The organism is Paenibacillus amylolyticus, from assembly GCF_047302515.1.
GTDB classification, from domain to species: domain Bacteria; phylum Bacillota; class Bacilli; order Paenibacillales; family Paenibacillaceae; genus Paenibacillus; species Paenibacillus amylolyticus_G.
Map to the genome: position 1 here is coordinate 1,170,709 of NZ_CP168019.1, position 19,313 is coordinate 1,190,021.

The following is a 19,313-nucleotide window of genomic DNA, read 5'->3' on the forward strand; positions in this document are numbered from 1 at the left end:
TTTTGGCTCTTGCGCAGCCTTTTTGCGTGTGAAATTGTGTGCAAATATTCATATATGCAATAAACATGTCCTATTTGTCCATTGCCAGAGCCGGTGGATTCACTTACAATGGTCTATGGGAATGAGAATCAATATCATTAAAGTTCGGTATTTATAGAGAGGTGATTGTTATGTACATAGGTTTGAGCAGCTCCACTCATAACGAGGGTGGGCGCGTATGAGTTCACAAGCTTCACCAGAAAAACATAATCCGGATTCACCCACAGCGAAGATACACACTCGTCCGTGGGCGGCCACACTTATTCTTACTGGGGGAGTTTTGCTACTCGCTCTGGGTATGGCGTTGTCCATTTCATTTGGCGCTGCTGATATTAAGCTTAGTGTAGTCTGGAAGGCTATCTTTGATTTCAATCCTGAGCTGACTCCACATCAGATCATATGGGAGATTCGGTTGCCACGTATCCTTGGAGGAGCAATGGTGGGTGCATGTTTCGCTGTAGCTGGTGCGATCATGCAGGGCATGACTCGTAACCCGCTGGCCGATTCAGGTCTGCTTGGGTTAAATGCGGGAGCTGGATTTGCGCTTGCAGTTTGTTTTGCCTTCTTCCCTGGCTTGCCATTTATGTATATCATCATGTATTCCTTCCTTGGAGCAGGGCTTGGTGTCCTGTTGGTGTACGGTTTTGGTGCAGCTTCCAAATCAGGCCTTACGCCACTACGCCTTGTGCTTGCAGGTGCGGCTGTATCTGCGATGTTGTCGGCACTCAGTGAAGGGATTGCATTGTATTTCAGGATTGGACAAGATCTGGCTTTCTGGACGGCCGGTGGTGTAGCCGGAACGAAGTGGTCTCAACTTGAGGTCATGTTCCCATGGGTACTCGCGGCACTGATCGCAGGTCTCCTCATCTCCCGTTCCATTACTTTGCTTAGTCTCGGAGAAGATATTGCGGTGGGCTTAGGGCAACGTACTGGGCTGATCAAGCTCATAGGCCTGATTGTTGTACTGATTCTAGCGGGTACGGCTGTGTCTGTGGTTGGTGCGGTCGGTTTTGTTGGGCTCATTATTCCCCATCTCACGCGGAAGCTGGTTGGGGTCGATTATCGCTGGATTATTCCATGTTCCGCTGTGATGGGTAGTTTGCTGCTTGTATTTGCGGATCTGGCTGCACGTATGATTAACCCGCCGTACGAGACGCCAATTGGCGCATTGGTTGCCCTCATCGGGGTACCATTCTTCCTGTATCTGGCGCGTAAAGAAAGGAGGACTCTGTAACGATGGAATCCTCAACAATAGTTGGAGCAGAGCGCAAGAAGAGAACCAAGAGTACGATTGTCCTCATTGTGCTTGCCCTATTAATTATTACGGCTTTTGTGGTGAGCATGAACACAGGTTTTACCAAGCTTTCGCCGCTTGAGGTGTTGCGAACCCTGTTTGGTGGAGGCACGGCGAAACAGGAATTGATCCTGTTTGAATTCCGTCTGCCACGTATTGTGATTTCGGTGCTGGTCGGGGCCGGACTTGCGTTATCTGGTTGTATTTTGCAGGGAGTATCTCGGAATGCGTTGGCAGATCCGGGGATCCTCGGGATTAATGCAGGTGCTGGTCTGGTCGTTATGTTATTTGTTTCCTTTTTCCCGACAACGACAGCGGCTCCGGTATTTCTTTTGCCAATTCTGGCCCTGATCGGTTCCGGTTTTGCTGCATTTCTGATCTACATTCTCTCTTACAAAAAAGGAGAGGGCATCCTGCCTACGCGTATGTTGCTTACAGGGATCGGGGTAGCGGCGGGAATCAGTTCTGCCATGATCGTGCTTACGTTACGGCTTAGTCCGGAAAAGTATCAATTTGTAGCTACCTGGATGGCAGGCAGTATCTGGGGTTCGAACTGGAAATTTGTAACGGCATTACTACCGTTTCTGATCATTCTTGTCCCGCTTGTCCTGTATAAGGCACGTGTATTGAACGTACTGAATCTGGGGGACCAGACTGCAAGCGGACTCGGGACTCCGGTTGAGCGTGAGCGACTGATTTTGCTTGCGGCTGCTGTAGGACTTGCCGGCTCATGTGTATCTGTGAGTGGGGGGATCGGTTTTGTAGGTCTGATCGGACCGCATTTGGCACGTCGTCTGGTGGGTCCAAAACATCAATTCCTGTTACCCGCATCTGCACTGATCGGTTCATTGCTTGTACTGGTTGCAGATACGCTGGGTCGTGTCATCCTGCAGCCTTCGGAGATTCCTGCGGGGATCCTGGTTGCCATTATTGGTGCACCATACTTCCTGTACCTCTTAAGCAAGACGAAATAGAACGTAATCATCATTGTGTGATTGCATAAGGAGGACTTCAGTCCATGCTTCGCCGTTTCTTTGCCTATTATAGGCCTTACAAAAAGCTCTTTATTCTTGACTTCAGTTGTGCGATTTTAGTCGCCTTGCTGGAACTGGCTTTTCCACTGGCGGTCAACCGGGTAGTCGATGATCTGCTGCCAGGCGGCCGCTGGGACTGGATTCTATGGGCGTGTCTGGCATTGCTCGGCATCTACTTATTGAATTCATTTCTCAACTTCGTGGTTACCTATTGGGGACACAAGCTCGGTATTAACATTGAGACGGATATGCGTAAAAGTCTGTTCAATCATGTGCAGAAGTTATCGTTCCGTTTCTTCGATAATACCAAAACAGGACACCTCGTGTCTCGTATGACTAACGATCTGATGGATATCGGTGAGATTGCCCATCATGGTCCAGAGGATGTATTTATCGCGGTCATGACGCTAATTGGTGCATTCAGCATCATGATGAGCATTAACGGGAATCTGGCGGTGTTAACCTTTATCATCGTACCGCTGATTATTTATCTGTCACTCTACTTTGGTAGCAAAATGTCCAAGGCATTCAGCCGAATGTTCGGGGATATCGCGGACTTCAACGCTCGTGTAGAGAACAATATTACAGGTATCCGTGTTGTTCAGGCTTTTGCTAATGAAGAGCATGAAAAAGCACAATTCGCTGTGAACAACGGTCGTTTCCGTCAGACCAAGCTAATCGCATACAAAATCATGGCCTGGAACTCCTCTGTCAGTTATATGCTGATGAAGCTGGTATCCCTCTTTGTCCTGGTATGCGGAACGTGGTTTGTCATTCAAGGCAGTATGACCTACGGTCAGTTCATTGCATTTATTATGTTGTCCAATGTGTTCCTGACACCGATCCAGAAGATCAACTCGGTTATTGAGACGTATCCAAAAGGGATTGCAGGCTTCAAACGTTATACGGAGTTGCTTGATATGGAACCGGATGTGGAAGATCGTCCAGGAGCCGTTACGGTATCCCATTTGCGTGGAGATATCCGTTATGAGCAAGTGACCTTTGGCTATTCCGATCAGGAACCTGTTCTCAAAGGTATTGATCTAAACGTACGTGCAGGTGAAACTGTAGCGCTTGTCGGTCCATCGGGGGCAGGTAAAACAACGCTATGCAGTCTGCTGCCGCGGTTCTATGATGTGTTGGAAGGTCGCATCACGATCGATGGGCAGGAGATACAGGATATGACACTAGACTCGTTGCGTAGTCATATCGGAATTGTACAACAGGACGTGTTCCTCTTCGATGGAAGCATTCGGGAGAACATTGCCTATGGCAAGCTGGATGCATCCGAAGAAGAAATCTGGATGGCCGCCAGACGTGCCCAGATGGAACCTTTGATTCAATCCATGCCGGAAGGATTGGATACGTTAATTGGTGAACGCGGTGTGAAGCTGTCCGGTGGACAGAAACAACGTTTGTCCATTGCCCGTATGTTCCTGAAAAACCCACCAATTCTGATCCTGGACGAAGCCACATCCGCGCTGGATACAGAAACGGAAGCGGCGATTCAGCAATCTCTTGCTGAGCTGTCCGAAGGACGGACTACCCTGGTTATTGCTCACCGATTGGCTACGATCAAAAATGCAGACCGCATTATTGTCGTTGCTGAACAAGGTATTACGGAGCAGGGACGTCATGAAGAATTACTCGCAGCAGGTGGGGTGTACAGCCGTCTTCACTATGCGCAGTTTGGTGCTTAATCTATTCGATGTGGATGTAACAATGTAAATATGAGAAGTAACGCCATCATTCTTGACTTGGAAGGAGTCAGGACGGTGGCGTTTTTTTCTTTTTTCATGATCAAGTGTGGATCAGGGGTACTGTGCTCATATCTGCCTGTGATCATGGATTTGGAAGCGGGTAATATAGTAAAGAGAACGCTTAACGTGTAAGATATGTTCATCATCTTGCAAGATATAGGAGGTACACGATATGCAATTGAACGATATGCTGAAAATTCTTATAACTTGTCTATTATTTATTCTGATTTGGTGGTTTCTGATCCAAGGAATTCGCAAACTTTCCAGTACTCGTGCGGGGTCCGGTTTCCAACGCTTGGGTGGATGGTCCATTGGACTTTTCATTGTTGGCGCCGTGCCACTCGGTTTTTCGCTATACACAGAGATCTTTGATAAGCGCCTGGATGCCAACATCGGGTTGGGGCTTGCCATGTTTTTTGTATGGGCTTATTGTGTGATCTTGTTGTGTGCGGCGTTGGTGGTATGGGGAAGGTACGTGTACAAAAGGGATATGAAGAAGTGAATATTTGGGTTGATCGTGTTGAGCCCGTCAGGAAGTTAAGGGTGAGCTGACCGCTGTATTTGTAACAATAAACTGATATGGAACGTTAAATTTAGAAAGAGGTGTTATTAAAGGGGGATTTACATATGTCCAATCTTCGTCGAGTCCTCATATTGCTCTCAATCCTAATCGTATGCCTTACGGGATGTTCAGGACATATCGAGTGCAACTCTGTGCAGACTCAAGCGAATGCACCAAGTGAAGATGGATTCACTGGTTATGTGGTTGAACGCAAAGACAATTCCATTCTTGTGGTTGATCCTGCATATGAGGATTTCAGTGCGAACGGAGGAGGAAATCGGTATTATCCGGCAAAATGGTTCTCCAATGCGCCTGATCCGCAGATCGGCTCCTATGTTGAAGTCTGGACGGATGGAGGCCCGGAAAATCAACCCTATCCTGGGCAGGCCAGAGCAGAAAAGATAGCGGTATCTTGTCCAAATACTCCAGACGGTGCCCATCTAAGTGAGGCGGACGCTATTCGAGGTGGACTATATTCACCAGATGGAGAAAAAGTACGTGTTCCTGTGATTGAAGATGTACAATTTTATCAGGATGCAGGAACGTGGGCGATTCGCATAAGAGACGCGATGTCAACGACGAAGAATCAAGATGAAATTGAGATCAGAGTAGAGGATGTAGAGCCAGTAGAGTAACAGAGGGAGTATATGATTTTGCACATAGAGATGAGGAAGTTTAAATGGATATTAGGGAGTGTCTTCCCCGCGATAAACATGATTTTGAGGCGGTGCGTAAGTTAAATCAATTTAGTGACGTCGAATTGAAAGTTATCATCCCAGAGCTGATGGAATGGTTACAAGACGGGAATTGGCCTATCTCTAAGCCGGTAGAGAATCTGCTATTGAGATTGGGGGAGGACTTAGTTCCTCATATTAAGGATGTATTGCAAACCCAAGATTCTACTTGGGAATATTTCATTTTTTGGTGGGGTTAATTGATCGATTGCCTGCATCTTATCTAAGTATGTTACGGTCGGATTTGGTAAAGATACTTGAGTCTCCTACACATGATGAGATAGTAGAGGGGTTGGATGAGGTTATAATGGAGCTTTTGGAAAAGATGAAGGAGACCCAACGAGAGGTAAGTGGAGAGGGAAGTTTGGATACATAGAAACTGGTAATTAACTTTCTAAGAAAGACTGAAATATTGAATATGGAGTGATAAAAATGCTAAAATACCAACTTCTTTTCCCTACCTTTTTGAGTTCGGAAATATATTGTTTACACATTGTTCAACTATTAATTGAATTATTTGATATTTCAGAGAAGGAAGCTTTTCTCAGGATTAATTCTTTTTGGGAAGGCAATGATTTTTTATCAGAAGAAGACCTGATTTTTCATGAGTCCCCTGAATTTTGGGCAAAAACAATTTATTATGAGGAATCCAATTGGTGGAATTTCCCTGAGAATGAACTAATCCCTAGAAAAATAGATTGAAGATCGAAAACTATAATTAGGCTACAATCTATATGATAAACAAGGAAACCGCCATTATGATTTTATAAAAAATGGAAAGGAATCTTCTGCCCATGGAATTATCAAGGTCTCAGCAATTAGCTCAAGAGCATGTAACCAATTATGCAAGAAGCCGCAAAAATGAGGCGGAGCAAACCATTAGAGAAATCCTTCGTATGTCCAACATCGAGCTGAAGACATTTGAAAAAGCTATCAAAAAACTAAAATCTCATACAAGTATTGCTCTACACTTTCACCCAGATCGATTAGATCCGAATATGAAAAGCGTGGCTGAAGCACTACTTGAGCAGGGGTTTTATAAAAGTCAGTTTGAGACTTTCTTATCGAATGGAAGTGTGTCCGCATTTTCAGGCGGTGAACGTGACGTTTGGGAGAATAAAATGTTTGGCGGAGCGTACCAAATAAATGGCTCAACCAATAGTGAACGTCCCAAGTATGGGGCACTCAATGTTATGTTACATCCCGATGGACCTGCTCCGCGTTTTGGATCATGTTACTTCCTTTTATCCACTGAGGTCTCTCAACGTTGCACGTATACATATTTGGATTCTCACCAAGACCCCGAGGAAAAGGGAACGTATGAGGAATTTGACCTCATTTTGGCTGCTCTTATGAGGGATGTATTCAATAGTGGTTTTGCCATTGGTGAAAGAAATCTAACGGTTCAAAAGTTAATCGATCATATGCTCGTCAATCTTGAGAAACCATTCCAAAATCCATCAAACCAAGAGCCAAACCGAAATCTGGATTATTATATCGAAGCTCAGATTCATGGTGATATTTCCCTTGAAAAAGATGTAAAGATGCTTGTTGCCGACCCATCATTTAAAGGCACCCATACAGGACGAATCTTAGAGCAGATATGTTTAAAGTATTCCATTGATCTCCACTGGCACATGGGCTTTACACTATTAGTTAATGACGTTCCTATAGATTTTCGAGGTCCTTCAATGCCTTCACTAGCCAAAAGAATTGCAAAAAGTGATTTGATTGATGCAAATATCATTGGTTCTGCAGCTATGGACTTGAAACAAAACCCAAGCCATTGGAGCGATAGAGGAACCTACAAAGAAGTTCTACAAGAATTAAAATTACTCTGGCATGTCTTAGTGAGATATGGAAAGCCAATGGAAGAGTGAAAACATTTTTCGTGATTAAAAATATTGAATACGTAGTGATGAAAATGCTAAAGCACCAAATTCTCCTTCGTACTTGTTTGCGTGTCTCCTGAATCTTAATGGTTACTCAATAATAGTACTCTAACAACCTTGAGCGCCTAACCGTTCAAGGTTGTTTTTTTATCATTCAAACGGATTACTGACTATACTGACTATACATTTATCTATAAATCTGCTGTCACAAAAACGAACGTATGTTTTACAAATACATTGACTTTTTGTCCTGACAATAATATATTGTTGTCAGGACGAAAAAAGAGGTGAAGCAATGTCCGCCAAAAAGGTGGGCCGGCCTAAATCTGACAAACCCAAAAGCAGAACGATTGAGATACGTGTCGACGAGGAAATTATGAACAAGCTCGATATTTCGGCTGAGAAGCTGAATACGAATCGATCAGACATCGTTCGCAAAGGGATTGAGATGATTTACGACGAGCTCCAAAAATAGAAAAAGGAAGCAGCGTTCGTCCCTCGAAGAACAGCGCTACTTCCTAACCCACAATCACTTGAATGAGCGACTGCATAAATATCCTACCATGTGCAGAACGTTCATTCAAGTGAGGTGCGTATTGATATACAGGAGGATGCACATGAATTCGATATTAGAAGCATTATATAATGGACGACTTCGACCGGATGAGATGATGATGCCGACACATCCTGAATACCAAGCGTTAGGACGGCAGATTGCAGCTCTGACAGAGCAGTGGAAGAATCGATTGAGCGAGGAAGAATTTCTTGAGCTTGAACAGTTATTTGACTTGTGTGGCAGATGCGAGGGCATGCATACGGAAGCAGCGTTTGCACAAGGTTTTCGTCTGGGTGCCAACATGCTAATTGAAGTCATGAGTCAGCGGGAGGAATCGGTGTTGGAGTTTAACTAAGTTTAACGATGTGAACAGAGATCAGGTTTACTTTTATAGCTAAATTCTCAGGAAATGACGTGCATACAACATACTTATTTTGCATCATAAAATTTTTCAAAAATCTAATATAACAAAGCCCTCAAATCCTCTCTGCATTCAGCAGTAGGGTTCGAGGGCTTCACTTAAACATAGAGTTAACAATATATATAGGGAAAGAACCTGTTAAACAGATGGTTCCTTAATCCGCAATATTCCCCGCCATTTTCAGACGACGTGCAATCTCTTTGAAGTCTTCTTGCGATATACCTGGTGCGAATTCTTCCTCGACCGCAGGGGCTTCTGGAATCGGGAATCCTTCAGGTATCCCTTGGATGACTTCAAGAGGTTGTCCATCTTCGGGGTGAGTTCCTTTCCAGATCTGACCGATCGTGTTGAAATCTTTATCACTATAGGTGTACAGCTTGGTGTGTACCCCTTTTTCTTCATATTTGCGAGCCTCGTTGAAGGCTTTGTTGTTCAGTGAAGGAATAGGAACCAGCTTGGTCACATTTACGCCAGTTGCAATCTCAAGCGCCTTTGCATAAGCAACCACATGCACACCACCGCGAACAAGCAGGTAACCAACCACTTCCCGGGCGGCCGGATGATCCGTCATTTCATACACTTTCATTTTATGGGTACGGGCGCCACATTCTAGGAAGAAGTTATGCAGCAGGTCCTCGACCAAGTTGCCACTGTTGAAGACGTTTGCTCCCGTCCAGGGATTACCCATAGAGTCAAAAGGCATTGCGCCTTGTGCACCTGCCAGATAGTGATACGACAGACGAGCATCTTTCACGGAACCAAGCGGTGTATCGTCGGGTTCTCTGTACTCGGTTGAACCTCTGAGGCACTTGTTAATGCCATGAGACACGAGCTCAACATGACCCAATTCTTCGGCCGTAATACTCATGACCAGGTCATAAAAGGGCTTCAACTTTTCTTTGGATCGAAAATTAAACGATTGATAGAGGTAGTTGTTCAACGTTGACATTTCTCCGAATTTGCCGCCGAGTAATTCTTGTATGGCTGCCGCAGCATTCGGATCTGGCTTCTCGACATTGGGAATCTCAATCAGGATTTCATCCAAGCGTTTGAACATTCGGGTGTAACCTCCTCATATTGGTATTGCAGATCGTGTAGGGTTTCAAATCGTGAAGTCACTCTGTCATGGCCTATTACACGTCTGTTGGCTTTTTTAAACAAAAAATCAACCAAATGGGACTTAAGCATCGCATAACGCATGCCCCAACTCTTCTCCCATTTGTTATTTCCAATACGGTCAAATTTATGTATAATCAAACATTCGAACGAGTCATCACGTTACAATAGAAGAGAGTCATGAATCCATAAAGGAGTAAGAGATGAACAAGCGTTGGATACGAATAACTGGGATTGTAATGTTTCTAATGATTCAGATGTACATAAGCAGCGAGCCTGCCACAGCATATGTCGTTACGAATGAGGTTCAGGTGGATGAACAAACGAGGCAAAGGCTTGAAAAGAAATACGGGTTGGATCGTCCTGAGGAGCCGAAGACACAACAACACGTTTTCTCGGGTGACTGGGGAATGAGTTTTCGGACGGAGCCTCCTGATTCGTTTGACCGGCTTGTTCATGTGGTTCCTTTTTCCCTACGGCCACTGGCCTGGATCTTTCGTTTATTCGTGTAAAATGAAACCCGGACGGGCAATATAACAGAAACATATTGTCCCAAGGAGTGAGTGAAATGAGAATGCTCATCGTTACCGTTATGTCGGTAGTCCTGAGTTTAGCCGGAATTACATCAGGCACAGGCGCCGCCATCCCTGATTATGCGAAGTGGGGAATTATTGCGGTCAAAGAAACACAGACCAAGTATAATGTGGATATTTTGGACTATAAGCATATCGGTCGTACCTCTCTAACAGCGGATCAATCACGGGAACAGTTCAAGCTGTGGGTTCGTGGTAAAGACGGCAAGCAATTCGCAGTCTATGTGAATGTTGATTTTAATCCATCTACACAGCAATTAAAGAAAGTACAATTTTCCGAATCGGATCGACACTGATCCGTTATGAACCAGACTGCCTTAATCATTAAGGTGAAAGTCTGGTTTTTTTTATTTTACAAAATCCTTTTTTTACTATTGAATAAAGAACTTATGTTCGCATATAATATGAAATACAAACAAACGTTCTTATCGGAGGGATGATTATGCTAGGGAAATATATTGGCCAGATGGTGGAGCTTGTCTACATGGATCGTGCAGGGCAGATTACGCAGCGACAGATTCGAATTAACAGTGTACGTGGCGGGATGATTAGAGCATCAGCGGGAAAAGAAGGTTCACCCCGAACATTTCTGGAGCAAGGTATTCTGGCATGGCGTCCTGTTACCGATCTGAATGGGGAGGTAAAGTATGCTGAACGACTTTGAACGCAAGATTTTGCGTATTATGGTGAACTATGCAGGACAACGGCGCAGGCTGCCGCGTATGGATGAACTGGAGACCAAGACGGGACGAAGCAGAGCTTACATTCATGAGTCATTGCTGGAGCTTGAACGAACCGGGCACATCGCGTGGGAGAACCGGTCTACTCTTGAAGGGATACAGATTTTGCAGGCATGGGAACAGGTACAACAGCCGATTCGCAAAAGCCAGCCTTCCGGGGACTCCGTAAAATATTTTACGGACTACTAATTCTAATAAGAAAACGCCAACCCGGATATCCGGATCGGCGCTTATTATGTCACATGTACGACATGTGCATCTATTTTAGAAATGGGGAAGTTGGTCCAGGTTGTTGGTCGGGTCACCGTCAGCATCTCCGCGAATGTACATTTCGCCATCCTTGCCTTTAAATACATTCACACCGGCAATAGCGCCAGCCTTTACTTCTGCAAGTGCCTGCTGATAATCCAGTACACGTCCTGCTGAAGTCTGAAAAGCTGTCAGGTCACCGTCACCATTTTTCTGTACTGCTGTGAAACTCTCGCGTGTCGTTTGATCCATGATGTCACACTCTCCTTATATGACGAGATAGGAATCTGCTTACCTGATTAGCCTATCCGAATTCATCGGAAGTATGCACCATATGCTGATAAGACCTGCCAACGCCGAGGTTTTACAAGCTCTTTCGCATACGAACATGCAGAATATCTGCATCATAAAAAGGTTCTTCCGAAATCACTTCATAACCCAGTTTTTCATAGAATTTCTGTGCCTGACACTGCGCATCCAGTACAGAATAGGATAAGCCGAGTTCACGTGCCAGCTCCTCCATCGCGAGCAGAAGCACACGTCCATAACCAAATGAACGATGAGATTCAAGCACTGCGATCCGCTGCATTTTGGCCGTATCCTTGCTGTAATAGATCAGACGTCCTGTGGCTACAGCTTGCCCATCCGTGCTTAACAATACATGATGCACATCTGGACTGATGACATCATATTGATCAATCTCAATCTCGGCAGGCACCTGTTGCTCGATCACAAAAACGTGATGGCGAATTCCCAGGGCTTGCTCCAGTTGTTCTTCTGTTGATACATAACTAATCTCAGCTGCCAATTCCATTCCTTCTTTCTGCTCTTGCGCGACATATCAGACTGAATTATACAAAAAAATGTTTTTCCTGTATAGTGAAGTCTGGAACATATTGGGAGAGGAGGGGGTAGTGATGGGCATGACAGGCATCATGGTAATTACATTGCTAATGTCGGCGGGAATGATTACTCTGTTGTATTACGTTACGAAGAAAGCATACTCACGCAAGTGGGATGAAGACGAGTAATTCACCTGTTAACCTTCACGGCAAGACTTCACTGCTTCCTCGCGGAGAATACACATCTTGAATTACAGATTTGGAGTATACGTCCAGCCAGACCGGCAGAGACTCACTATTTTCATGGGGCTGTTGTAATTGTTGGAATTGTACCGTATGTTCATCCTTCTCCAAGCCGCAACCCGTAACGTTTGTACTGAGAATCACAAGCCCAGCAAAGAGAAAGAAGCATTTGGTAAATGTATATTTATTGGATTTTGACCGTTTTGTTAAGTTTCTCATAGGGAATTCACCTCGTGTTGAAATGGTAATCTTTCCTTTATTGTGCACCATTTCGGGTGAATTATAACCAAATAAATCATTGACAATGAACACGGTTACTTGATATGATACTGTTACTTGATTGGGAAAAAATATATATCATGATCTGTTAGCTCAGTTAAATTTAGTAGTATGACAGCGAGTGATACATCTTAATTATTGCAGGGCGATAGCTCAGCGGGAGAGCATTATCTTGACAGGGTAAGGGTCGTGGGTTCGATCCCCACTCGTCCTATATGTAAAATTAAAGGCAACTTCTTTTGAGAGTTATATCTCAAGAGGGGTTGTTTTTTTTTGTAATAATATGGCTACCTCCAATAATATGTGTAGGTGGTTTTTGTTGATAATAAATTTAATGGTACAGTCTCTCTCTTTTTAAACAAAACTTAAATAAAACATAAATTCAGCGTAAGGTTCGTCTTCTATACTTGGTTCTGAGGTCAACATAGAACAGGAGAAGGAGAGAACTTATGAATTATTCAAACCCATTTACATCAAAGTTAGCCAGAGTAGGGATCGCGGGTACACTGGCTTTAATACTGGCAACAAGCCCACTTGCCAACATGGGGGTTGTTGCCGCGGAAGCAGACCCAGCGCCTGTATCTACGAAGATATATAATACACAGAAAGACTCTTTAGAGCAGGTGCCTATTCAATACCATATTCAGGCTCGGCTGAATGAGAAGGACATGACTCTCCGGGGTAACGAAAAAATTACGTACCGTAACACAAGCAATGATACTCTGAATCAATTAGTCCTCCATACGTATGCTGATGCGAACCTGTCGAAGTCTACACAGGCGTCGATGTTTAAACAAGCTAATGAAAATATCAGCAAAAATAGTCCAGATAAAAAACCGGAAGATTTTCTTGGCGGAATGGATATTCAGGGAGTGACGACAGCAGGGGGGCAATCTCTCGATTTCAAAAACGAGAACCAAGCGTTGACGGTACAATTGAATGAACCTGTACAACCAGGCAAATCCGTCTCATTTCAAGTGAGTTTTCAACTGAACATTCCATATGGATCGCAGCGCATATCGTATTACCAGGATATTATCAATGGAGCACACTGGTTCCCTGTGATGTCTGTGTATGACGAGGGGAAGCATCAGTGGGATACAGCACCATATAGTCAAACATTCGAAAGTGACTATTATACCTCAGCGGATTATGAAGTTGATTTAAACGTTCCTGATGATTATCAGGTAGCGATGCCTGGTGTTATCACAACACGAGAGGATACCGAACATGGACGTAAAATTGTATCCGCTCTGGCTGAGAATACAAGGGAGTTTGTTTTCTTTGCCAGCCCGAAATTTCAAGTAGAAAGCGTTACCCGTAACGGCCTCACGGTTGAGTACTATTATTTTGACAACCAGCCTGGAAAAAAAGAGATCGTTGAGCAATATATTGATCAGGCTTTTAAAGCTATTGATTTTTTCAGTGACAAGTATGGGAAGTATCCATATCCAGAGTTTCGGATTGTTGAGACGTATGTGCAAGGTGTAGCCGTGGAGTATGCAAGGCTCATCCAGATGGGACAGATTCAAAATGGTGCTGTTCCAGAAGAAGACACAACATTTGTTCATGAAATAGCGCATCAGTGGTTCCATGCATTGATCGGTAATAATTCGGAGACAGAATCCTTCCTGGATGAAGGCTTTGCTGATTTCTCTATGGTGTATTTTGCCGAGAAACAGGGAGACAAGCTTAATGGCTTTAGATCCTTACAATTTGATGATTCATCCGTAGAGGTGGCGATTGCGTCAACGAATGATGAGGTAGAGGACTTGGCTAGTCTGGTCTTCTATCAAAAAGGACGACAAGCGATATACCAGCTTTACCGCTCCGTCGGTGAAGAGAAGTTTGATCAATTTATGAAAGAATATTTCAATCGATACGTGTACCAGAATGCGACGATTGATGGACTTCTTCATACCATCGAAGATGTGCTCGGAAAAGAACAGCGTATGGAAATGGAGACAGCATTATATAAACCTAATTTTGTGTTGAAGCCTGAATACCAGCTGTCGTTGGAAGAGCGAACCGCCTATTTGCATGACGTTTTTCAATTACAGTATCAGACAGTCATGAAACTGATTCCGGATTTACCTTTTGAAGTTATGAACCGCATGATGGATAAAGTTCTTCAGGGTGAGCGTTTAACCATTGTGCTCAGTGATCGGGTAAGCAAGATAGCAGACAAGCAGCAGGAAGCAATCGTGAGTCAGCTGACCTCGTTTTTGGATATGAGTGGTGTGAAGTATGACGTGGTTAGGGATCGTAAGGAACTGAAGCAAAAGATGAAAAAAGAGATCGGCAACAGCAACCTGATTGTGATTGGCAATGCGAAGTCAAACGGAGTGGTGCAGGCTTTGAAATCCAGCATCATGGACCGGGCGAATCAGATTGGTTTTGACTGGAAGCAGACTATGAAGCAACCGCTGGCTGCAGGCGCATACATTACCAAACATCCTTATAATCAGAATCGGTTGATGCTTCACTATTTCTGGAATGAAGATCATCTAAGTGAGGCAAGATTTGAACCATTTATGATGAAAATACAACAAACTATCGGATTCACTAATGATTTTTACCAGTACTATGTATTGGATAACCAAGGCAAGGAGAAATCCAATAAAAAAGTTGTGAATCCCATATCTTCACTTTTTGCGGAGTAATAAGGAATTGGTTTTGCAGTTTCTTCGTTCAAACAGGTTAGCCAATTTGTATTGGTTAGCCTGTTTATGTTTTATATGAAAACCAGTCTTAGAATAATAGGCTGTAAGATGGGCATAATGCTTTAACACAAAGGCAACTTCATGAATATACTTATCGGGAGAAAACAATAGGAGGGATTAATATGAAGGATCAACATTATCCGGGCGTACCAATGAAAGGGACACTTGCTGATTACAACTGTAAAGGAATTAAAGGAATGAACAAAATGAAAGCGTATTCATATAATGCTAGAATTCGTCCTATCATTTGTAATACTCAGGAGCCGGCTGCGAATGAGGGTAATGTTGTCGATTTTTCAATCCTATTAAAGGACACTTCGGCTGTTTTATATTCGCGACCGGTAAATGGTAATGCCCTGCTCACGAAGGAGTTGAGTTCCCATGTCTATGACTGATAATATTGCTCAGGCAGCACTCGACGCAGCGATGAAGGCGAACAGGGCCGTTGCGCCTTATGATTATTGCGATGCAGAATCCAGACGGATGTACACGCCTCAATTTGATAAAAAAATGGACAATCCTATGTATACCGCTGCAATGGCGGGTCTCCAATCGATCTATTGGTTTCGGGCGATTAAGGTAAAGGGGCTTATCCCTGATGCAAAAGCAGATTATTATGCTACGTATTCTACCAACCATAATCACATCGGAGGAATTGGACTAGCCTACTCGAACAGCCCGACAGGACCATGGACCAAACACGGACAGGTGTATCTCGATACTGTGGTTGGAAATTCGACGGAAACTCCATTTGTGATCTGGAACGATGAAGAACAATTGTTCTTTATGTATTATCAACAAAACGGACTGGGGATCAATCAATCAACGGCACTTGCGACCTCTGTAGACATGATCAACTGGACAAGAGTGGGTTTGATTTTGGACAAACCTCCCGGGTTCCCAGGTGATGGTCATACCGGATATTTCTCGTGTTTCAGAAATGGTGGCAAATGGATCGGTTTCTCAGTGATGGGCGGTGGTGACTTTGGTCGTAAATGTATCTGGCATTCACATGACGGACGTAGCTGGTTAGCTGATCCAAGACCATTAATGGGTGGTAATGATGCCACTTTAAGTGCAGGAGAAAACATTTCGAGACCCAATGCTGGTGTATTTATGTACAAAGGGAGCATGTGGTGGCTGGGCATGTTATCGGCTTATGCTTCCGGTGGGGTTACGACGGTAGCTCGGCCTGCCATTGCCAAGATCAGTGCAGACTTTCGTCAACTGCTGGACAAACCTACAGATATATATTTTCCGGCATTGACTTGGGAAACGACGAACATGCAGTCCTTAATGGTGTCCGTTATGGACGGTGTAGTGTACGTGTATTACAATACCGATCATAATATCGGTGTAGCCTATTCGGTGGGGGTGTAGAGATGCTTATACGTGATGCAGCGGGTCAGATTGTGCCCTTTGGAAAGGTTCACAAACAGCTTGTGGCCGATTTTCTTTACGGAACGTTACCGGATTGGGTGGAGGTGGTGGGCACCCCTACGTTTGAGCCTTTGCCCGACAGAGGGACCATTACTGTTACAACTCCGACAACGGCAGGAGCCACGGCAGAGTTAAAAATGAAACATCTGATTGACAGCTCGAAAGTAACAGCAATTGCAATCACTTTGGAAGCGTTACAATTAAACGGGAACATTGGAATCTCAGTCCAGGTTGGCATTAAATCGAAGGATAGCAAGGCCGGAATCACTTTTTTTCAAAACGTAAATCAGAAATATGGTATGGTCCGTGCCTATAAAGCAGATGGAACGTACACGGATTTTAATCAAAACATGGTGTTCTTCACCACACATGGCGTAGCAGGAGATGAAGCACAGAACCGTAAGAATCTCACTGTGTTGCTCTGTACCGGATTACAGTTCTCAGCTGGGTTCGAGAGACCGTCCGTATGGCTTGGTGCGGATGATCAATATGGCGGTGTTGCTGCTGACCTTAGCGGGGGGTTGTTCCAACATGGAGAATTGCAGTGTCTTTTGAAACTGACTACAAGTAAGGCCGAGGCCAAGTATTTCAAATGTGCACAGATGAAAGTAGATATCTGGAGTAACTGATTGGAATGACAAAGAGAATAAATAGATTATCTGCATGGATAGGTGAAAGATATACTTGAAGTAATGTGGTACCTAAACACGGACGCTTTGAAAATGAGGTGCAGTGTTTGGGTACCTTTTTTATTTAGAGAAGGTTCATGATTGTACCGCCTGCTGCACCAGCAACGACAACGATCCACGGTGGTACTTTCCAAAAAACGAGCATTAGAAACAACATACATACCAGTGCAAAATCAACAGGAGCTAGGATCGCAGTTGTCCAAAGCGGATCGTACAACGATGCTAACAAAATACCTACAACAGCTGCATTAATTCCGATTAATGCTCCTTGGATTTTTGAACTTTTACATAAAGAATTCCAGAAGGGCAATGCGCCTACGATCAGAAGGAATGCCGGCAAAAAGATAGCAATCGTTGCAACCAAAGCACCGGGAATCCCACGCATCATCGCTCCTAAATAACTGGCAAAGGTGAACAATGGTCCGGGTACAGCTTGTGCTGCTCCATATCCCGCCAAAAAGTCGGACTTGTTCATCAGACCTGTAGGGACAAATTCACGTTCCAGTAACGGAAGTACAACATGCCCTCCACCAAATACAAGTGATCCTGAACGGTAGAAGCTATCAAAGAATAACAGCCATCCCGAACGATCAAATGGTGTGATTAACGGGAGAAGAATCAGGATTCCAAAGAACGTAGCCAGACAGACTATTGCCAAGTTACGACTCACCGGAACAGACAAGTCTGCTGTCTTAATACCTGTCATTTTTCTAAAATAAATCATGCCTATTATGCCTGCAATAACAATAAAAAGGATTGGAGTGAACGCAGTCTGCCACACAAGAGTCGCCGCTGCAGTAAAGATAGCGATGGTTGCCCTGTAACGGTCAGGAGTTAGTTTTTGCCCCATGCCCAATATCGCCTGAGCGACAATAGCTACAGCAACAATTTTAAGACCATGAATCCAGCCAGTACTGCTGATATCAAATCCTTGCAGAAGGAAAGCGAACAAAACTAACGCAATGACAGAAGGAAGTGTGAAACCAAGCCAAGCCATCAGTCCCCCCAACAAACCGCTGCGGATGATGCCAATTCCAATTCCGACTTGACTGCTGGCAGGCCCGGGCAAAAATTGACATAACGCAACTAAATCTGCATAGCTTCGTTCATCCATCCACTTTCTGCGGCGAACATATTCTTCATGAAAGTAACCAAGATGAGCGATCGGTCCTCCAAATGAAGTCAGGCCAAGTTTAGTTGATACAGCCAACACCTCAGAAAGTGCTCTGACTGTATGTTTGGGCTTGTCCGGGGTTAGAAATGAATTATTCTCCAAACGTGTTATTCCTCCTTAACGGTTCGATGCAGGCTATCCAATAACTACATTATAATTCTCATCATCGCTATTCATTTAAACGCAGCATTAAACTATATTTATTTTATAATAACTATTTACATACACAATTTAATTTTGTACAATGTAATTGTTGGTGATACAAAAGAGATCAAAATTTAGTCAAAATAAATCTAATTAACTAAAGGAGTTTTCACAAATGAAAACATTATATGAAACAACAGTAATCAATACAGGCGGACGTCAAGGCATCGTACAATCCCCAGATAACGTGTTTATGTTGGATGTTGCTGCACCGCCTGAACTCGGAGGACAAGTGACGACAGCTACCAATCCGGAGCAGTTGTTTGCAGCAGGGTATAGTGCTTGTTTTAACTCCGCACTGGAGTTTCAATTGAAGAAACACAAAGTTGAGATTGAAAGAAGTACCGTAGCTGCAACGGTAATGTTGGTGACGGACTCTGAGGATAACGGCGTGAAGCTTCAAGTAGATTTGGAAGTTAAAATCCTTGGTCTGGATGAAGAAACAGCACAGAAGTTTGTGAAACTTGCCCATGACTACTGCCCATATTCCAAAGGAATCAAAGGGAACGTGAATGTTAACGTGGAACTGGCGTAATCATTGATACTATTTGTTGTTGATAAGAAACCTCCGAGAAATCGGAGGTTTTTTGGTGTTTTATGCAGAAAAATCAATTTTATACTCAATTATGGGTTATAATGGTAGTAAGCTTACACAAAACTGCTGAAAGGGGAATGTACTTATGATGGATTTTAGCAAACCACCCCATGGCTCTGAGACCGATACCCACC

General features: G+C 43.9%; 24 protein-coding genes and 1 tRNA gene. 20 read left to right on the plus strand and 5 right to left on the minus strand.

The genetic code is table 11. The features are described 5' to 3' along the window. Positions 1–217 precede the first annotated feature (217 nt). The 10 genes from ACDJ59_RS05100 to ACDJ59_RS05145 all read left to right on the plus strand — a co-directional run bounded on the left by ACDJ59_RS05100 (position 218) and on the right by ACDJ59_RS05145 (position 8,226). A complete protein-coding gene (locus ACDJ59_RS05100; RefSeq protein WP_036614761.1) occupies positions 218–1,273 on the plus strand; it encodes a FecCD family ABC transporter permease in 1,056 nt (351 codons plus the stop codon). A 2-nt stretch (positions 1,274–1,275) separates the two neighbouring features. Continuing rightward, a complete protein-coding gene (locus ACDJ59_RS05105) occupies positions 1,276–2,307 on the plus strand; it encodes a FecCD family ABC transporter permease (RefSeq protein WP_237174416.1) in 1,032 nt (343 codons plus the stop codon). Between the two features lie 44 nt (positions 2,308–2,351). Next, positions 2,352–4,067 (plus strand): ABC transporter ATP-binding protein, encoded by a 1,716-nt coding sequence (locus ACDJ59_RS05110; RefSeq protein ID WP_076250814.1) that lies wholly within the window; start codon positions 2,352–2,354, stop codon positions 4,065–4,067. Between the two features lie 232 nt (positions 4,068–4,299). Beyond that, positions 4,300–4,629 (plus strand): hypothetical protein, encoded by a 330-nt coding sequence (locus ACDJ59_RS05115; protein ID WP_413407866.1) that lies wholly within the window; start codon positions 4,300–4,302, stop codon positions 4,627–4,629. Between the two features lie 125 nt (positions 4,630–4,754). After that, complete coding sequence (locus ACDJ59_RS05120; RefSeq protein WP_413407867.1) at positions 4,755–5,324, plus strand: DUF3221 domain-containing protein; 570 nt, start codon at positions 4,755–4,757, stop codon at positions 5,322–5,324. A 44-nt stretch (positions 5,325–5,368) separates the two neighbouring features. Continuing rightward, positions 5,369–5,623: a DUF5071 domain-containing protein gene (locus tag ACDJ59_RS05125; protein WP_413407868.1), complete on the plus strand. Its 255-nt coding sequence runs from the start codon at positions 5,369–5,371 to the stop codon at positions 5,621–5,623. 232 nt (positions 5,624–5,855) lie between these two features. Next, complete coding sequence (locus ACDJ59_RS05130) at positions 5,856–6,125, plus strand: hypothetical protein (protein WP_074095813.1); 270 nt, start codon at positions 5,856–5,858, stop codon at positions 6,123–6,125. A gap of 92 nt (positions 6,126–6,217) precedes the next feature. Continuing rightward, positions 6,218–7,303 carry a DUF3626 domain-containing protein gene (locus ACDJ59_RS05135; RefSeq protein ID WP_413407869.1) on the plus strand — a complete coding sequence of 362 codons (1,086 nt, stop codon included), beginning with the start codon at positions 6,218–6,220 and terminating at the stop codon, positions 7,301–7,303. Between the two features lie 307 nt (positions 7,304–7,610). Further along, positions 7,611–7,790, plus strand: coding sequence for a ribbon-helix-helix domain-containing protein (locus ACDJ59_RS05140; protein WP_413407870.1), 180 nt, complete (start codon positions 7,611–7,613; stop codon positions 7,788–7,790). A gap of 142 nt (positions 7,791–7,932) precedes the next feature. Then, positions 7,933–8,226 carry a DUF6809 family protein gene (locus ACDJ59_RS05145; RefSeq protein WP_413407871.1) on the plus strand — a complete coding sequence of 98 codons (294 nt, stop codon included), beginning with the start codon at positions 7,933–7,935 and terminating at the stop codon, positions 8,224–8,226. A 220-nt stretch (positions 8,227–8,446) separates the two neighbouring features. On the opposite strand, the gene ACDJ59_RS05150 is transcribed toward ACDJ59_RS05145, so the two are convergent. Continuing rightward, complete coding sequence (locus tag ACDJ59_RS05150; protein ID WP_340963349.1) at positions 8,447–9,349, minus strand: manganese catalase family protein; 903 nt, start codon at positions 9,347–9,349, stop codon at positions 8,447–8,449. Between the two features lie 262 nt (positions 9,350–9,611). Between ACDJ59_RS05150 and ACDJ59_RS05155 the strand changes: the two genes are divergently transcribed. The 4 genes from ACDJ59_RS05155 to ACDJ59_RS05170 all read left to right on the plus strand — a co-directional run bounded on the left by ACDJ59_RS05155 (position 9,612) and on the right by ACDJ59_RS05170 (position 10,930). Further along, positions 9,612–9,920 (plus strand): hypothetical protein, encoded by a 309-nt coding sequence (locus ACDJ59_RS05155; protein ID WP_413407872.1) that lies wholly within the window; start codon positions 9,612–9,614, stop codon positions 9,918–9,920. Positions 9,921–9,976: 56 nt separating this feature from the next. Next, positions 9,977–10,297: a DUF3889 domain-containing protein gene (locus ACDJ59_RS05160; protein ID WP_413407873.1), complete on the plus strand. Its 321-nt coding sequence runs from the start codon at positions 9,977–9,979 to the stop codon at positions 10,295–10,297. Between the two features lie 146 nt (positions 10,298–10,443). Beyond that, on the plus strand, positions 10,444–10,665 hold the full coding sequence (locus tag ACDJ59_RS05165) for a hypothetical protein (protein WP_017687387.1): 222 nt from the start codon (positions 10,444–10,446) through the stop codon (positions 10,663–10,665). Next, entirely contained in the window at positions 10,649–10,930 is a 282-nt protein-coding gene (locus ACDJ59_RS05170; RefSeq protein ID WP_339235785.1) for a hypothetical protein, read from the plus strand. The genes ACDJ59_RS05165 and ACDJ59_RS05170 overlap by 17 nt, the downstream gene beginning before the upstream one ends. 75 nt (positions 10,931–11,005) lie before the next feature. Here ACDJ59_RS05170 and ACDJ59_RS05175 read toward each other — a convergent pair whose 3' ends face one another. From ACDJ59_RS05175 to ACDJ59_RS05185, 3 genes are all read right to left on the minus strand, one after another. Next, positions 11,006–11,242, minus strand: coding sequence for a DUF3892 domain-containing protein (locus ACDJ59_RS05175; protein ID WP_017687389.1), 237 nt, complete (start codon positions 11,240–11,242; stop codon positions 11,006–11,008). Positions 11,243–11,354: 112 nt separating this feature from the next. After that, complete coding sequence (locus tag ACDJ59_RS05180) at positions 11,355–11,798, minus strand: GNAT family N-acetyltransferase (protein WP_036614958.1); 444 nt, start codon at positions 11,796–11,798, stop codon at positions 11,355–11,357. A gap of 238 nt (positions 11,799–12,036) precedes the next feature. After that, complete coding sequence (locus tag ACDJ59_RS05185; protein WP_413407874.1) at positions 12,037–12,294, minus strand: hypothetical protein; 258 nt, start codon at positions 12,292–12,294, stop codon at positions 12,037–12,039. A 202-nt stretch (positions 12,295–12,496) separates the two neighbouring features. On the opposite strand from ACDJ59_RS05185, the gene ACDJ59_RS05190 reads away from it, so the two are divergent. The 5 genes from ACDJ59_RS05190 (at position 12,497) to ACDJ59_RS05210 (ending at position 17,146) form a co-directional block, all read left to right on the plus strand. Continuing rightward, positions 12,497–12,568: transfer RNA gene (locus tag ACDJ59_RS05190), tRNA-Val, on the plus strand. Positions 12,569–12,803: 235 nt separating this feature from the next. Next, the gene (locus ACDJ59_RS05195) at positions 12,804–15,017 is read left to right on the plus strand and encodes a M1 family metallopeptidase (RefSeq protein ID WP_413407875.1); all 2,214 of its coding nucleotides are present in this window, start codon (positions 12,804–12,806) and stop codon (positions 15,015–15,017) included. Between the two features lie 182 nt (positions 15,018–15,199). Continuing rightward, the gene (locus ACDJ59_RS05200) at positions 15,200–15,472 is read left to right on the plus strand and encodes a hypothetical protein (protein ID WP_413407876.1); all 273 of its coding nucleotides are present in this window, start codon (positions 15,200–15,202) and stop codon (positions 15,470–15,472) included. Continuing rightward, entirely contained in the window at positions 15,459–16,457 is a 999-nt protein-coding gene (locus ACDJ59_RS05205; protein ID WP_413407877.1) for a hypothetical protein, read from the plus strand. Before ACDJ59_RS05200 ends, ACDJ59_RS05205 begins: the two co-directional genes overlap by 14 nt. 2 nt (positions 16,458–16,459) lie before the next feature. Beyond that, on the plus strand, positions 16,460–17,146 hold the full coding sequence (locus tag ACDJ59_RS05210) for a hypothetical protein (RefSeq protein WP_413407878.1): 687 nt from the start codon (positions 16,460–16,462) through the stop codon (positions 17,144–17,146). Positions 17,147–17,270: 124 nt separating this feature from the next. On the opposite strand, the gene ACDJ59_RS05215 is transcribed toward ACDJ59_RS05210, so the two are convergent. Continuing rightward, complete coding sequence (locus tag ACDJ59_RS05215) at positions 17,271–18,482, minus strand: chromate transporter (RefSeq protein WP_413407879.1); 1,212 nt, start codon at positions 18,480–18,482, stop codon at positions 17,271–17,273. A 217-nt stretch (positions 18,483–18,699) separates the two neighbouring features. Here ACDJ59_RS05215 and ACDJ59_RS05220 point away from each other — a divergent pair, with 217 nt between their 5' ends. After that, positions 18,700–19,119: an organic hydroperoxide resistance protein gene (locus tag ACDJ59_RS05220; RefSeq protein ID WP_017687397.1), complete on the plus strand. Its 420-nt coding sequence runs from the start codon at positions 18,700–18,702 to the stop codon at positions 19,117–19,119. The last annotated feature ends 194 nt before the right edge of the window (positions 19,120–19,313 follow it).